The organism is Moraxella sp. K127 (assembly GCF_015223095.1).
In the GTDB taxonomy this organism is placed as follows: Bacteria; Pseudomonadota; Gammaproteobacteria; order Pseudomonadales; family Moraxellaceae; genus Moraxella.
In genome coordinates this window covers 25,661-40,409 of record NZ_JADFBZ010000007.1, presented here as the reverse complement: position 1 = coordinate 40,409, position 14,749 = coordinate 25,661, and the positions used below count along the sequence as shown (strand labels likewise).

Here is a 14,749-nt window from a genome sequence, read left to right as displayed (position 1 = left end):
TTTTAAGAGACGATTAATATGTCCAATTTTTCAGAGTTAAAATCCCAATTTGATGATAAATATGGCTCGGCAGATGAATTTACTTGTTTTTTGCCAGAACATTTGACATTAAATAAATCTACCTATTTTAAGAAAAAGGATGGCGGTAGAAATGAGCAATACTACAAATGGCAATTTCTGTATGCTCTAATTAATTCAGGCTTGTTTGCCAAAGACTATATTGGCACAGAAATACATTTCCCAAAAGGCAACAAGTCATCAGCACCTATCAAAATAGACGGTGCAATTTTTGACGACAAGAATTGGTTTACTCATTATCAAAACTATCATCAAAATAATGATGGCGATAGCTTAGAATGGTTGAGAGACCATTTAATTGCAACCATTGAATTTAAAAAGGAAGATAATAAAAATATTAGTGAAGTTTGGGACAAACAACTAAAAGCCTATTTAAAAGAAAGCAATCGTAACTTTTGTTTCGGAACTTTATACGATACAGAGCGACTATATTTATTTAAAAAACATAATGGCAAATTTTTGCGTTATAGTGAAGAATACAACACAAAAGGGGACGATAGTAAAACGAAAGATTTAACACTACATTTAACAGACCCTTATTTTAATATTCCTAATTTTCAAGATTTATTAAATATTGAAAACAAAATAGATATTGATTTATCTAAACGCACCATTTTTGATTTAGATATTATTTCTGGTATTCATTCTACACAAATCAACGATGTGATGAGTGATATTTTGCGAACAATGGATAAGGTTGGCATGGTCAATCAGCGTGGATTTGAAATTCTTATTCAAATTCTGTCCCTAAAAATATTTGATGAAAAACGCAATGAAAAAACACCAAGCCGACATTTGGATTTTTACATCACCAATGACGAAAAGTTTTTTAAAAAATTATCCGATGCCAACATAAAAAACTTTATTAACCGCATAAATCAATTAAAAGATAGTGCAACAGGAATTTATCATCGTATTTTAAAGAATTATTCATTTAATGAAAAAAACGAAAATCACATTAAAGTTTTAATTGAGGTAGTCAGTCAATTTCAGCATTACTCTTTTGTGCGTTCTCACAAAACCGACCTTTATCAGTTGGTATTCAATAAATTTGCCACACCGTTTTCAAAAGAGCAAAATGCCCAATTTGTAACCCCATTGCCACTTATAGAATTTTTGGTCAATATTGTTAATCCTAGAAATGGCGAAACAGTGATTGATCCAACAGTCGGTATCGCGGACTTTTTGTCTGTTTCTTATGTAAATTCTAATAGTAAACTGGACGATGGCAATATATTCGGCATGGATATTGACGAACAAATGGTTATGCTTGCCACCTTAAATATGCTATTAAATGGTGATGGTAATGCAAAAATAGAATCCAAATCAGGCTATGGTTCATTATCTCACAAATTTAACAAAGAAGGTCATATTTTAGAATTAGACACCAATGATAACAAAAAAGGAGATTGGGATAATCGCTCTGACGATGATGAGTTAAAAAAATTTGACGTGGTTTTAACCAATCCACCATTTGGTGAAGACCGTGCATTCACGCCAAAAGATGACAAAGATAAAGCAATGATTGAGTGCTATGAATTATGGCATTTATATGGCAACAATAACGATGATAATGAGCAAAATGACAATAAAAAATCCAAAAAACAAGCCAATAAAATAGATTTAGGAGTGGTATTTTTAGAAAATGCCTATCGTATATTGGCAGAAAATGGCAGAATGGGCATTGTACTATCCAATTCCATTGCCAGTATTGACAGCCATAAAATCGCCCGTCAATGGTTGATGGATAAAATGCGAATTGTGGCAATCTTTGATTTGCCTGCCAATGTATTTGCCGAGACTGGGGTAAATACTTCTATCATTGTCGCCTACAAGCCAAGCGATAAAGAATTGGAAAACCTTAAAAAGCAAGGTTATCAAATTTTTGCCAAAGACATTCAAAAAGTAGGCTATGAAGTCAAAACCAGTAAACGAGTTAAACAATTTGTGCCAATCTATAAAATTAATTACGAAACTTTTGAGATTGAAATTGATGAGAGTGGGCAAGCGGTTAAAGATGAGGATTTTAGCCAAACGATTGTTGATTTTAAACAATGGTGTTTAGGTCAAGAGCAGTCATTGCAAGATATTTTTATTAAGGAAAAATAAAAATGAGTAAATATATTACCACAAAACATCATATTTCTTTATCGGAAATGATTGATAAAAATTATAGTTTTTCATCATCGCAGTATAGGGATTTAAATATCAAAAATGACAATTTTCTTTATGTACGAGATTTTTTAAGTCGTGATTTAAAACGTAGCGATTTAGGATTGGAAGTTGGTTCAATAAGCTATATTGAACGCTCCACTCACTATTTTTTACGAACAAAAGCTCTGCAAGCACATTCATTTTTGCCTGAAATTACGTCTGAAACTGCTATTCCAATCATACCAAGCAATTTTAAAAAAATGGATTTAAAAAAGGGTGATGTTATTATTTCAAAAGATAGCAATATTGGTGAAATTGTCATTTTGGAAAAAGATTATCCCAATTATATGTTGTCAGGAGCTTTGTATAAATTGCCGACAGATAAGTACAAATATTATTTGTTAGCAATGATAAAACATGATATTTTTAGAGAGCAGTTGGATTTTATTGTACCAAAAGGAGCAACCATTCGCCATGCCAAATCATAATAGCGATAACACAATTTTATTTATTGAATTATTAACACAAGCAATCATCAATAAGGAAAGTCTCATTAAAGAGCGACATTTGGCGATTTTACAAAAAATAGAGCAAGAATTATTAGAAAATCAGCTAGATAATCGATTTACTTTTGATTATCCGACTTTTGAAGAGATAAAAAATATAGGGCGGTTGGATACTGGTCTATATTCTAAGAAATTCAAGAAAGAAATATTTAAAATAAAAAATTATAAATCAGGATTTTCCACAATTTATGAATTGGGATTTCATCTAAGCAGGGGGCAAAACTTACAGGAAAGTAATATTGGAAAAAGCGTTTATTCAGATATTTATCATAATGGTTTTTATAATTTAATTTTACCAACCAACTTTTCCAATTATGGTATTATGAATAAAATTAGCTACTTAGGGAATAAAAAGAAACTAAAAACCTTAAATCAAGGTGAAATTATCTTTGGAGCAGAAGGGACTTTTAGAAGTATAGTTATCTGTGAAAATACAGAGAATTACATTACCAACATTCATGGTATTACTCTGTATCAGGAAGATTTAACATTAAGCATCTTCGTTAAATGCTTTATGGATTATTTAGCACAAAAAGAAGTAGTTAATGGTATTAAGGTTGGAGGCAATGGAGGAAGTTTGGCTCAAAAATATTGGAATATTATCCCATTCCCAGATTTCCCAAGCGAAAAACAGCAAGAAATCACCAAACTTTACCATAACCCAATTAAATATCCAACCGATCAATTTTCATTGGAAAACTTTTTAGAATTAGACAATCAGTATAATGAACAGGCTGGCATTTATGAATTGGATAAAACTGCCAAATACTTAAAACAGCTTTTGAATAGAGCGATTGAATGTGTGATTGATGATAGGGAATGTATGATCGCTTTTGATGAGTGATGAAAAATCCATGAAAAATACTCACGCTCTACATAAACCCACAATTTTGGCGTATAATGAGCTAACTTAACATCACAGCCACGCTACATCATACACCACACCATGCACATTCTCATCATCGAAGACGACCCTGCCATTGCCACGACCTTGCGTTTTGCCTTAGAGCGTGAAGGCTATACCGCGTCATGGGCGGACACGGTTGCCAAAGTCGCCCCCTGCCTTGATACGCCACGCCTTGACGCTGTCGTGCTGGACGTGGGACTGCCTGACGGAGACGGTTTTGGCGTGTGCCAAATGATACGCCAAGGCGACAGACACGCCCACGCCCCCATACTGTTTTTGACAGCACGCACGGACGAGATAGACCGCATTTTGGGTTTGGAGCTGGGGGCGGACGACTACATCGCCAAGCCATTTAGCCCCCGAGAACTGATAGCACGGCTAAAAGCGATATGGCGTAGAGAAAACATCTTTACCCAAAAATCGGACAAAACCGATATATCAGGCACATCAGGCAAATCAGACCCTGCCCACACCGATTTTACCAAAACCACAGGCATGCATACTTGGCGTTATCAAGCCCATGATTATTCACTTTTTATAAATAATCACGCCTTAACCTTATCAAAAACCGAGCTTGGCATCATGCTCACTTTACTTGCCAATCCCACGCACATTTTGTCCCGTGAGCAGATTTTGGCAAGCATCTCTGACCACCCCGAACACCGCCTATCACGCACCATTGACAGTCATATCAAGACCTTACGGCAGAAATTGGCAGAAGTGTGCGATGATGAGATTATCATCACACATCGGGGGCTTGGTTATGGGTTGGCTTAAAAACTTTAAGACTTAAAACTGATTAACAGGAATGCGGACATACGGTTTACCATTTTGGGTGGTAAAAAACTCGCCTGCGTTGATATTAACCTGTACAGACGGAAGCATAAGTCTAGGCACGGATAGGGTTTTATCCCGAGCGTCTCTTAGGTTGATAAAGTCATCTTTGCTGATACCGTCTTTGACATGGATATTATGCCGTCTTTGCTCGCCGACTGTGGTGGTTGGGCTATGCGTGCGGTGCTCTGGCGGATAGTCATGGCACAGATACAAGACCGTCTCATCGGGCAATGCCAATATTTGCCGTATCGAATCATAGAGCCGACCACTGTCGCCAGCAGGAAAATCACAACGAGCCGTGCCAACATCAGGGGCGAATAACGTATCGCCAACAAAGACGATGAGCCGTATGCCGTCCGTTACCTGATACGCCATGTCCGCAGGGGTATGCCCTGCCACGTGCATGGCGGTAATGCTAAGACTGCCGAGCGTGAGTGTCGTGCCGTCATCGGTCAAATGGTCAAATTGAGACGCATTGGGGATAAAATCATCATCAAGGTCATAGATGTCCTTAAAAATATGCTGAACCGTGGCAATGTGCTTGCCGATGACCGTCTGACCGCCAAGTCGCTCTTTTAGATAATGAGCGGACGTAAGATGGTCGGCATGGGCGTGGGTCTCGATGATGTATTTGACCGTCAAGGCGTGCGTTGTGATAAAATCCATGAGTTTATCAGCATTGTCATAACTCACCCGCCCCGACACAGGGTCATAATCTAACACAGGATCAATGATGGCACACAGTTTGGTATCATCATCGATGAGTATGTGGCTATATGTCTCGGTCTGTGGGTCTAAAAAAGAATGCACGTTCATGTGTTTATTCCTTAATATTTATGGTTTAGTTATTTATAACATAACTTACTAGCTCATACAATGCTATTTTAGATAATTCTAAAATAAAAAAATTCAATCAAAATAATTATCATCATGCTAACATTTCACACCCTACTTGACCGCATTTTTAAAAAACGCCTAAGTTTTAGCATTTTTGTGCGGATATGGCTCACCTTTGCCTTGATTACCCTATTGTCATCGTCCCTTGCTCTGTATTATGTCCAAAAAACCGTGCGACCGTCCGCCAAGCGTGTGGTAGAAGACAGCCTTGTGGATACCTCGGTGCTACTGTCGCACATCGTGGCAACAGACGTAGCAACTTTATCAAAAGATGAATTAAATCAATCCCTTAATACCAAACTATCTCACGCCTTTACCAACCCGAGCGAGCTTGCTGGCACGCCAATCTGGTATCATCAAAAATCCACAAGCACTTACCACATCTATATCACAGACGGCACAGGCATGGTCATCTATGACAGTCGTGGGGCGAGCGTGGGGGCGGATTTTAGCCGTTGGAATGACGTGTATTTGACCTTGCGTGGTAAATATGGGGCAAGAAGTACCGACATCGGCGGGCATTCGGTCATGTATGTGGCAAGCCCGATTGTCTCGGACGGGCGGATAATTGGCGTGGTGTCCGTTGGCAAACCTACCCAAACGCTCATTCCTTATATCAACAAAAGCACCGATGAGATTATTAAGATTATCTTAACGATTATGGCAATCACGCTTGCCACCGCCACGCTCATGGCATGGTGGTTACGCCACAGCATAGACAGCGTAAACCGCTACACCAAAGGGCTTGCCAGTACCGCGCCGCCCCATTTTTATCTTGGGCGAGAGCTAAACGAACTCATGGCAAGCATTCACGCCATGAAAGACACCATAGAAAACAAGGCGTACGTCAGCGAGTACGTCCACACGCTCACGCACGAGCTAAAATCGCCCCTGACCGCCATTCGTGCCAGTAGCGAGATTTTGACAGACGAGCTGACGCTTGCCGAGCGTGAGCAGTTTACGGGCATTATTTTATCACAAACGGACAAATTGACCGCCCTAGTGGACAAACTTTTGACCCTTGCCAAGATTGAACAGCCCACCTTCAAACTTACCATGAGCGATGTTGATTTGGACGCACTCATTCAAACTTGCCTAAATCAGCAGTCGGCAACCCTAAAACAGCTTGGCAAAACCGTGCAATTTGACAAAAGTGGTATTTCTATCCGTGCTGATGAATTTTGGCTTGCCCAAGCGGTGCAAAACGTCATTGACAACGCCATTTATTATGGCAAAAGTGCGATAGCCATTCATATAAGCCAAACCGAGACGGATACGTTTATCCATATCAAAAACGACAGCGACACGCTGGACGATTTTATCATCAAACGAGCCTTTGAGCGGTATTTTAGCATGGGCAATACCCACCGCCAAAAAAGCACGGGGCTTGGGCTAACCCTTGTCAAGCAAGTGATAGAGCTTCATGGCGGGGCGGTGAGTTTTGGGCAGGATAAGGATAATTGCGTGGTTGTGGCGATGAGCGTGCCACGCTGATTTCACACATTTTCCATAAATCCGCCCCATTTTTCCATAATTTTTACACACACGATTTTTATAATGACTTCATGTTTTTAGGAGTTATTTATGCAAAAAATCGGTACAAAATTATCACTCATCGGGGCGGTATGCCTTGTGTTCTTTGTCGGACTCATGTTCGTAAGCGGACTTGTGAGCGAGCGACAGTCTTATCACGATGAAGTTATCAGCGAGATTAAGTCGTCCCATGTGTCATCGCAAATCCTAGCCACGCCCTTTTTGGTGGCAGGACATGGCGATGAGAAGCACTACATTTTCCCCACCAAAAGCGACATCAAGGCGACAAGCAATGTGCGAGATGACGAGTACAAACGGGGCATTTATCGGGCAATAAGCTATGGCACAAAGGTGGTCGTACAGCAGAGCTTTAACGCCCATGCCACCGCCCACACCTTGCACATTGACAAGCCTGCCGAGCCTACCCAAACAGCATCGCCTGATAGCCAAGCTCAAAACGAACAGGCTCAAAATCAGCAATCCCAAAACGAACAAGTCCAATCCAACCCAAACGAGCAAGTCGCCACCCAAAATTCCCAAAACCAAACCACCCAAGCGACACCCACGCCCACCGAGCCTGCTAAGTCCACCCCCAAACCATTAAGACTTATCATTGCCTTAAGCGATTTACGGGGTGTCATGCCAACGGATGTAACCGTCAATGGCAAAAGCTATCCTACCACCTTTGGTACGGACAACGCCTTACCGCATTTGGAAGTGGCTTTGCCCATGACCTTAGACGACTTTATAAAAGATGATTTTATGGGCAGTCGGGAGCTAAATGTACAGTTTGAGCTTGACGTGTCTGGCATTGGCAGTTTTGGCGTGTTACCGCTTGGCGAGATGAACACCGTTACCCTAAACAGCAACTGGCAAAATCCCAAATTCCACGGGCAAGCCCTGCCCACGCACAAATCACTCACCGATAACGGCTTTGGGGCGACATGGCAAGCCCATGTCTTAGGCGTGCAAAATCAAAAACTTATCATGGAGCTATCACGGGGCATCATGGGCGATTTTGACCAACACACGCACTACGCTCTCATGACCGATTTTATCCATACCAACGACACCTACACCAAGACCGACCGCAGTATCAAATACGCTCTACTTATCATCATGGTGTCATTTGGGACGTTCTTTTTGTTTGAAGTTATCAAGGCTTGTGCCATTCACCCCATTCAGTATCTGCTGGTGGCAAGTGCGTTGCTTGTGTTTTATTTGCTCTTGTTATCACTTGCCGAACACATCGCCTTTTTATATGCCTATATCATCGCAAGCCTTGCCTGCGTGGGGCTTATCGGTTGGTATGCCTGTTATATGCTCGGCTCGTTTGGGCGTGGCATGGGCTTTGGGGCGGTGCTGGGGACGCTGTATGCGTGCTTTTATGCGATACTCTCAGCAAGTGGCATGAATTTGCTTATGGGTTCGGTGTTCTCCTTTGTGTGTATTGCCGTGATTATGGTTGCCACTCGCCATGTGGATTGGTATGGCATGACAGGGCAAAATGATGACAGTGAAAGTGATGAAAATGAAAGTAATGAAAATGATAATACGCCACTCATGCCAAACATTCATCTACCCAAAGCAACGCCAACCAATCAGGAGACTACCCATGACTAATATCACAACCATAAGCACCCTAATCGGCAAACCCAAATCAGCAATCTTAGATGAATTTAAACAAGATGACTGCGTGGAATTTTTGCATTGGCTATATGTGCCAAAATTAAAGCTGTTGATGAGCTTTCATCGGCAGGTGTGTGCAGGGGTGGAAGTGGTGTAGAGTAAAATAAGGTAAAGTAAAAGGCATTGCGAAATAACAATGCCTTTTATTTTTTAAAATTTGGGCGGGTGGGGAAATTGCAATTTGCCCTGATTTAGAAATTTAATAAAGGGTGAATATTTACTGGTCAGTCATTACAAAAAACGGACTGATTTTTTTGGCAAAATTCTTTATAATAAAAAATATTTTATTGAAAATATGCCAAACCTTTTAACAAACAATCACAGAACAGGACAGTATTTATGCCAATTCTTAGCTTATTTGGGTTGATTTTTGAATGGCATGATGAAAAGTACGAACTTGTTCATAAAAATCGTGGCATTACATTAGACGAAGTGGCGAGCGTATTTTTTGATGACAACGCTCTTGAAAAAGATGATTTTGGCGATTATGATGAACAAAGAACCCTAACAATCGGTATGAGCAATCAAGCACGATTATTGGTCGTGGTTTGGACACAAAGGGGCGATACCTATCGCATTATTACCGCCTTTTTTCCAAGCAAAAACCAAGAAAAGGAGTATGCCAATGCAAAATATTGACCTAGATTACGAACGCTATAAAGATTTTGATTTTAGTGGGGCGACACCCACCAAAAACTCACAAATCTTACAGGCAAGGGCAAGAAAAAAAGCCCATGATGATTTGAGCAGTTTTTTTGACAGCGATGTCCAAGAAGTCATCAAACAGCACAACACCCCCAAAGACAGGGAGCGATTAAACACAATGATTAGGGTTTTGTTTGCCACTTAAAACGCATGGCATGAACGGTTTTTTGGCATAAGCATTACAAAAAACGGACTGATTTTTTTGGCAAAATTCTTTATAATACACCTTTCATCTCTATCAATTAGGAGAACACCATGAATGACTTACTCGCCCAATTTATCCCCATGTTTATTGTAACCTTTGGGGTGTTTGTGCTGTTTTTTTTGTTTATGGGGATTGGTTATTTGGTCAAGAAAAAACCTCTAAAAGGCTCATGCGGGGGCGTGGCGACACTGATGGGCGATGAGTTTTGCCAGTTTTGTGGCAATGACCCGAACAAATGCGAGTCCCTAACCGAAGACGACAAAAAAGCCATGCTCGCCAATAAAACAACGTTGGATAAGATTGCCAAAGAGATTTGATAGTGGCGGTTTTAAAATCCGTTTGAATGTAAAATTTGAATTTAAAAAAGGGGCGATTTATTCGCCCAAATGTAAAATTCTTAAAAGGGCAAATCGCAATTTACCCCTACAATAACCAACACAAAAATCAACATAGACACAAGGGCGATTTACGCCCTTTTTCTTTTATTTATCCTAAATTTTCCCTTTTCAAGCCTTGTTCTTTTTTGTTAAAATCCTATCTTTACCCACACCAAACCGCCATGCCAAACACCACACACCCCCACAAATCCGCCCTACCCCTTGCCCTGCTTATCATCACGCTTGTGTTGTTGGCGATAAATATGCGTTCACCCATTGTCATGCTAGGCTCGGTCGCCCCCACACTCACAGACGCACTCGGACTGTCGGTGTCCGCCATTGGGCTGTTGGGGGCGTTACCCATGCCGATGTTTGCGTTTGGGGCGTTGGTTGCCCCCATGCTCGCCAAGCGTTTTGGGCTTGAAATCATGATGATAGCAAGCGGTGTGGTGCTGGCACTAGGCGTGCTGTCTCGGGTGTGGCTTGGGGTGGGTGGGCTGTTTGTTGGTACAGTTGTTTTGTCGCTTGCCATTGGGCTATTAAATGCCTTAACCGCCCCCTTTATCAAAAAATACACTCCCAATCACATCGCCCTTGCCACGGGCGTGTTTAGCCTATCTATGTCAGTGTGTGCAGGGCTGTGTGCCTATCTGGTCGTACCGCTCATGGGTGTGGTGTCGTGGCAGGTGGCGTTGTCGTGGTGGGGGATGTTTGCGGTGATGACGTTTTTTATGTTGTTATTTATCAATAAGTTATATCATGCCGACACCGCCCAAACCACCAGCACACCCAGCCATTTTAACGCATGGAAAAGCAAGGACGCTTGGTATTTGGGCGTGTATATGGGCATACAGTCGTTACTGTTTTATACGGTGGCGAGCTTTTTGCCGTCCATTGGTATGGGCTATGGGCTAAGTTTGGCACAGGCAAGCTCTCTTGCCCTTGCCTTTCAGTTGTCCGCCCCTGTCGCCATATTTTTATTAACCTTTTTAATCAAAAGAAATTTTCCCATAAAAATCATCGCCTTAGTGGCAAGCCTTGCCAACGTGGTGGGGTCGGGCGGATTTATTTGGTTTCCTGATTATCTCATGCTGTGGTCGGCACTCATGGGCTTTGGTGGGGCGTGTATTTTTACGTTGTCGCTTATGCTGTTTTCTATTCGTACGACACGGCTTGACACCGCTCGGGATTTGTCGGGCATGGTGCAGGCGGTGGGCTATGGCGTGGCGTTTTTTGGTCCATTGGTGCTGGGTAAATTGTACGAAAAAACAGGTACTTGGGAGCTGTCGCTGTATGTGCTATTTATCTTAATGTGTGTCAATGTCGGCTTTGGCTGGCTTGCGGGGCGTGGGGATAGGGTGGATTGAGTGATATGATTGCCTTATGGGATTTGCACGCTGTCGTGCCTGCGTTGGTGATTGGGCTGGTCGCATTTTTGGTGGGGAATAAGGTGGGGGTAGCCACCATATCAAATCATAACAATTGATAACATCACCCTTAACAGTTTATCAAATATTAATTCTTGAAGCTTAATAAATGAAGTGATAAAATAGAAATTTAAATCATTAAATCACAAGGTCATGTTATGGATTTTGATTTTTTAAGTGGTGCAATCGTATCTGGTGTAATGTATGATTACTTTAAAGAGGGTATTACACTGTCCGCCAGAAAGATCAAAGAATTTTTCCAAGAAAACCTTTATGAATTGCCCGATGAACAGGCAAGGCTCATCTTTGCAAAAAGTCAAGACATTCCCACCTCACCACTCAGTATAAGCAAGGAAGACTTTATCTCACAATATGCCAACTATTTTGAGCTTAACACAGCAGACAACTCGACAAATCAAACAAATATTGGCAATAACAATACAAACATTGTAGCTAATAATTCACCTATTACTTTCAATCAGCATATTCAAAAAAAAACGGAAAACTAAGCCAATTAATTGAGAAATTTGAGAGAAGTAAGCAAGACAATCCAGATTTTGAAAAACTAAGCCAAGAGCTTACACATTATTTACAAAGAAAAATTGAAAAGAATAACCCCAAATTAGCAAGAGGCTTAAAACAAAAATTGATTGATGGTAATAGAAAGCACCTTGTTGAAATAGCCATTGAAAGCAAAAGTAAAATCCACAGAAAAATTGCAAAATATGGCTTATTCAAAACAGCAAATGAAGTTTTTTTATTCCTATTAAGTAATACATTATCCATATTTCAATATCAAATTAAAGGAAAAATTTTATCCAAAGAATTTTCCAATCAAAAAATTGATGATTTCATTGCAGATAGAATCATTAATCCTTTATGGGAGGATTGTCAAATGTCCTCATTATTCGATAGTATAGATGAAATGTATGGTTTATTATTTCTTTTAACTGGTAATTGCCACATTGATTGGGATAACGAATATGATTTATCACCCTAGAAATGATATTTACCATTGTTGTTTTAGAATGATACATATTTTATCATCAAACAACTTATCAAGTATTGAATTGGATAAGTTAAAAATCATTGATTTTTATTTAGTTTTTCCAATATTTTTAACTAATAATACATATTTTACATTTCCAAAAGGAAATAAAATACAAAAAAATATAGCAAATCAAATTGAGCAACCTTATGAAGAATTACCAAACAGAAAAATTTTATTTTCTGAACTGAATGATTTTCAAAGCTATGCTCTACAAGTTTTAAAATCCAAACTAATTATTGATATTGATGAAGAAAATATGGTAATGCGAAAAGGGAAATATTTTGAAGTAGCCTATGAACAGTTGGCAAAAAATCCTTACTTTACTAGTGAAATACATAAAGAAATTATCAGAGTTTTAATAGCTATTGATCTTTTGGGTGAAAAAGGCTTAAAATCTAGATCTGGCTTAATGGAGTTCCGCTATGATACAGTTTGATCCCACTCTTTTTATAAAGCGTTTAGTAATTCAAAAAGAAAACTATACTGTATATGATGAAAAATTTCATCAGGGTGTGAATATTATTCGCGGACATAATAGTTCTGGGAAATCCACAATTATGGAGCTAATGTTTTTTGCATTAGGTGGAGATATTCCAACAAAGCAATGGAAAGAAATTGCACTGAAATGCTCTACAACTTATATTGAAATAGAGATAAACGGAAAGACATTTACTTTATGTCGCGATATATCCAATAAATCACGAATTGGAATGAGAATCTTTGAAGGAGGTTATGATGATTTTTCAATCAAGGATAGTCTATTATTTCCCTATAGTGATAGAGAAAATAAACAAAATTATCACGCAAACTTGCTTCAATTATTAAATATCCCTATTATCAAATCCACAGATAATAATTTCATTAACTTTAATCAAATATTGCGTCTGATTTATACCGACCAATTAACAAGTGTTAGTAGGATATTTCGTGAACAAGACTTTGACTCCAATACAAAAAGAGAAGCAATAGGCGATCTACTAATCGGTGTGATTAGTGACCTATTTCACAAAAAGAATGAGCTGAAAGAATATGAAAAAGATCATGCTAATTCAATTAATGAAATAAAAACATTCACACATGTTTATTTAGACATAAAAACTATTGATGAAATTAATCAAGAAATAAATTTTAACCAAGAAAGAATTTCTGAACTTAATGCACAACTTGAATATATTAATGAAGAGTCTGCCGATAATGAAACTCGTCAAGAAATTTATACTCAAAGAGATAGACTTGACAAATTATTAAGACAAAAGGAAGATAAAATTGATGAGTTAAATAAGATTCTTTTTGAAATAAAAGACTCAGAATTATTTATTAAATCTCAAAAAAATAGATTGATTGACGTTCAGAATTCTGAAAAAATGATTAATATTTTATCAGATTTACAGTTTATTCATTGCCCTGCTTGTTTCTCAAAATTAAAACCCACCACAAGTCATACAACTTGCAATGTTTGTGGTTCAGAACAGTCAGAAGAATACGAAAAACCAACATATCGACTGCAAAAAAATATTGAATTCCAGATTCAAGAAACACAAAGCTTATTGCCAAAATATCAAGAAAGATATGAAGAATCAGAGTCCGAACTTGCTACAATAAATCAAAATATCGATAATGTAAGAGCAAAATTAATGGTTATGGAAAAACCTATTGGCGGACTATCTACACAAAATAGACTCGCTTTATTGGAAATTGGAAATTTAGAGCAACAAAATATCCATTTGCAAGAAAAGATTGCTCAGCTGTCAAAATTTGAAATATTAAAAGAAAAAAGGGATGACTTGCAAGCGATTGTCTCTAAATTGTCTTCCGACATCGATAAAATTGTTAAAAAAAATGAGCAGGTTAAGCTATCAAAAGAATCAAAAATATCAGGTATTGTGCTAGATTTAATCAAACAAGATTTAGATAGAGAAGATTCTTTTAAGAAAGCAAAGGAGGTTAGCTTTAGTTTTTCCAATGATATTATCAAAGTTGATGGCGTCAGCATGTTTTCAGCAAGTTCAACCGCTTTTTTAAAAAGCTGTTTTAAATTAGCTCTTTTGATAGCCTCTTGTCAGGATAAAAGTTTCTTGTATCCAAGATTAGCCATAATGGATAATATTGAAGATAAAGGCATGGAAGAAGCAAGGAGTAAAAATTTTCAAAAACTAATTGTTGCCGAATCTAAAAAATTAACCGTAAAACATCAGATTATTTTTACTACGTCAATGATTGCTGAAGAATTAAATAATTCAGAATATTGTATTGGGGATTTTTATACCAGTGAAAATCATACATTGAAAATTAAAAGCTAAGCATATGCAAAGGGCGAACATTC

General features: G+C 38.7%; 16 protein-coding genes. 15 read left to right on the top strand and 1 reads right to left on the bottom strand.

From position 1 onward, the window contains the following. Positions 1-18: 18 nt before the first annotated feature. The 4 genes from IM753_RS02650 to IM753_RS02635 all read left to right on the top strand — a co-directional run bounded on the left by IM753_RS02650 (position 19) and on the right by IM753_RS02635 (position 4,482). Positions 19-2,187: a class I SAM-dependent DNA methyltransferase gene (locus tag IM753_RS02650; RefSeq protein ID WP_194108592.1), complete on the top strand. Its 2,169-nt coding sequence runs from the start codon at positions 19-21 to the stop codon at positions 2,185-2,187. Between the two features lie 2 nt (positions 2,188-2,189). After that, positions 2,190-2,720: a hypothetical protein gene (locus tag IM753_RS02645; RefSeq protein WP_194108591.1), complete on the top strand. Its 531-nt coding sequence runs from the start codon at positions 2,190-2,192 to the stop codon at positions 2,718-2,720. Then, positions 2,707-3,642 carry a hypothetical protein gene (locus IM753_RS02640; RefSeq protein ID WP_194092625.1) on the top strand — a complete coding sequence of 312 codons (936 nt, stop codon included), beginning with the start codon at positions 2,707-2,709 and terminating at the stop codon, positions 3,640-3,642. The genes IM753_RS02645 and IM753_RS02640 overlap by 14 nt, the downstream gene beginning before the upstream one ends. Positions 3,643-3,744: 102 nt before the next feature. Then, entirely contained in the window at positions 3,745-4,482 is a 738-nt protein-coding gene (locus IM753_RS02635) for a response regulator (protein ID WP_194108590.1), read from the top strand. Positions 4,483-4,494: 12 nt separating this feature from the next. Here IM753_RS02635 and IM753_RS02630 read toward each other — a convergent pair whose 3' ends face one another. Then, on the bottom strand, positions 4,495-5,358 hold the full coding sequence (locus IM753_RS02630; protein ID WP_194108589.1) for an MBL fold metallo-hydrolase: 864 nt from the start codon (positions 5,356-5,358) through the stop codon (positions 4,495-4,497). 114 nt (positions 5,359-5,472) lie between these two features. Between IM753_RS02630 and creC the strand changes: the two genes are divergently transcribed. From creC to IM753_RS02575, 11 genes are all read left to right on the top strand, one after another. Then, entirely contained in the window at positions 5,473-6,933 is a 1,461-nt protein-coding gene (gene creC, locus IM753_RS02625; RefSeq protein ID WP_065256011.1) for a two-component system sensor histidine kinase CreC, read from the top strand. Between the two features lie 90 nt (positions 6,934-7,023). Beyond that, positions 7,024-8,595, top strand: a complete 1,572-nt coding sequence (gene creD, locus IM753_RS02620; protein WP_065256012.1) for a cell envelope integrity protein CreD — start codon at positions 7,024-7,026, stop codon at positions 8,593-8,595. Continuing rightward, positions 8,588-8,758, top strand: a complete 171-nt coding sequence (locus tag IM753_RS02615) for a hypothetical protein (protein ID WP_156065105.1) — start codon at positions 8,588-8,590, stop codon at positions 8,756-8,758. Before creD ends, IM753_RS02615 begins: the two co-directional genes overlap by 8 nt. A gap of 242 nt (positions 8,759-9,000) precedes the next feature. After that, a complete protein-coding gene (locus IM753_RS02610) occupies positions 9,001-9,300 on the top strand; it encodes a BrnT family toxin (RefSeq protein ID WP_065256013.1) in 300 nt (99 codons plus the stop codon). Then, positions 9,287-9,511, top strand: coding sequence for a hypothetical protein (locus tag IM753_RS02605; protein ID WP_065256014.1), 225 nt, complete (start codon positions 9,287-9,289; stop codon positions 9,509-9,511). Before IM753_RS02610 ends, IM753_RS02605 begins: the two co-directional genes overlap by 14 nt. A gap of 110 nt (positions 9,512-9,621) precedes the next feature. Further along, positions 9,622-9,888 (top strand): (Na+)-NQR maturation NqrM, encoded by a 267-nt coding sequence (gene nqrM / locus IM753_RS02600; RefSeq protein WP_065256015.1) that lies wholly within the window; start codon positions 9,622-9,624, stop codon positions 9,886-9,888. Positions 9,889-10,130: 242 nt separating this feature from the next. After that, positions 10,131-11,315, top strand: coding sequence for a CynX/NimT family MFS transporter (locus tag IM753_RS02595; protein WP_194108588.1), 1,185 nt, complete (start codon positions 10,131-10,133; stop codon positions 11,313-11,315). A gap of 218 nt (positions 11,316-11,533) precedes the next feature. Then, on the top strand, positions 11,534-11,884 hold the full coding sequence (locus IM753_RS02590) for a hypothetical protein (RefSeq protein ID WP_194108587.1): 351 nt from the start codon (positions 11,534-11,536) through the stop codon (positions 11,882-11,884). Positions 11,885-11,892: 8 nt separating this feature from the next. Next, positions 11,893-12,375, top strand: coding sequence for an ABC-three component system protein (locus IM753_RS02585; protein WP_370582814.1), 483 nt, complete (start codon positions 11,893-11,895; stop codon positions 12,373-12,375). Continuing rightward, on the top strand, positions 12,359-12,862 hold the full coding sequence (locus IM753_RS02580) for an ABC-three component system middle component 5 (protein ID WP_065256018.1): 504 nt from the start codon (positions 12,359-12,361) through the stop codon (positions 12,860-12,862). Before IM753_RS02585 ends, IM753_RS02580 begins: the two co-directional genes overlap by 17 nt. Further along, positions 12,849-14,726, top strand: a complete 1,878-nt coding sequence (locus IM753_RS02575; protein ID WP_065256019.1) for a hypothetical protein — start codon at positions 12,849-12,851, stop codon at positions 14,724-14,726. The genes IM753_RS02580 and IM753_RS02575 overlap by 14 nt, the downstream gene beginning before the upstream one ends. Positions 14,727-14,749: the final 23 nt, after the last annotated feature.

Coding starts and splice junctions, on each gene's coding strand:
- IM753_RS02575 (WP_065256019.1), top strand. CDS start 12,849: ATGATACAGTTTGATCCCACTCTTTTTATAAAGCGTTTAGTAATTCAA.
- IM753_RS02610 (WP_065256013.1), top strand. CDS start 9,001: ATGCCAATTCTTAGCTTATTTGGGTTGATTTTTGAATGGCATGATGAA.
- IM753_RS02595 (WP_194108588.1), top strand. CDS start 10,131: ATGCCAAACACCACACACCCCCACAAATCCGCCCTACCCCTTGCCCTG.
- creD (WP_065256012.1), top strand. CDS start 7,024: ATGCAAAAAATCGGTACAAAATTATCACTCATCGGGGCGGTATGCCTT.
- IM753_RS02605 (WP_065256014.1), top strand. CDS start 9,287: ATGCAAAATATTGACCTAGATTACGAACGCTATAAAGATTTTGATTTT.
- IM753_RS02645 (WP_194108591.1), top strand. CDS start 2,190: ATGAGTAAATATATTACCACAAAACATCATATTTCTTTATCGGAAATG.
- IM753_RS02650 (WP_194108592.1), top strand. CDS start 19: ATGTCCAATTTTTCAGAGTTAAAATCCCAATTTGATGATAAATATGGC.
- IM753_RS02635 (WP_194108590.1), top strand. CDS start 3,745: ATGCACATTCTCATCATCGAAGACGACCCTGCCATTGCCACGACCTTG.
- nqrM (WP_065256015.1), top strand. CDS start 9,622: ATGAATGACTTACTCGCCCAATTTATCCCCATGTTTATTGTAACCTTT.
- creC (WP_065256011.1), top strand. CDS start 5,473: ATGCTAACATTTCACACCCTACTTGACCGCATTTTTAAAAAACGCCTA.
- IM753_RS02590 (WP_194108587.1), top strand. CDS start 11,534: ATGGATTTTGATTTTTTAAGTGGTGCAATCGTATCTGGTGTAATGTAT.
- IM753_RS02580 (WP_065256018.1), top strand. CDS start 12,359: ATGATTTATCACCCTAGAAATGATATTTACCATTGTTGTTTTAGAATG.
- IM753_RS02630 (WP_194108589.1), bottom strand. CDS start 5,358: ATGAACGTGCATTCTTTTTTAGACCCACAGACCGAGACATATAGCCAC.
- IM753_RS02615 (WP_156065105.1), top strand. CDS start 8,588: ATGACTAATATCACAACCATAAGCACCCTAATCGGCAAACCCAAATCA.
- IM753_RS02640 (WP_194092625.1), top strand. CDS start 2,707: ATGCCAAATCATAATAGCGATAACACAATTTTATTTATTGAATTATTA.